The organism is Pseudomonas sp. SIMBA_041, from assembly GCF_046535095.1.
Taxonomy (GTDB): Bacteria; Pseudomonadota; Gammaproteobacteria; order Pseudomonadales; family Pseudomonadaceae; genus Aquipseudomonas; species Aquipseudomonas mucoides.
On the sequence record NZ_JAWRXJ010000379.1, the window covers coordinates 1 to 267 of the forward strand.

The window sequence follows — 267 nt, forward strand, 5'->3', positions numbered from 1 at the left end:
GCTGATGATAACCGCGCATTGGGAACAATGGCAAGTTATAGCCAAGTGGTCTGATCAAATCATTAGACCATGGGCCTGCTGCGATAACCAATTTGTCACTATAGTAGGTATCGTTATCAGTGATAATTTTCCAGCCTTCGCCATCTTGAACGATTTCTTTTACATCGCTTTCTTTGATCGTACCCTGCATATCTTGGAAGTTTTTTGCATAAGCTTTCACGAGCGAGCTTGGGTTCGATACTTGCCAAGAATTTTTCCAATGAATCG

Annotated in this window: 1 protein-coding gene; it reads right to left on the minus strand. The window is 41.9% G+C overall.

The features are described 5' to 3' along the window. The coding region (locus SB725_RS31565) for an FAD-dependent oxidoreductase (RefSeq protein WP_410923361.1) at nt 1-220 on the minus strand (220 nt) is incomplete at its 3' end. Nucleotides 221-267 lie beyond the last annotated feature (47 nt).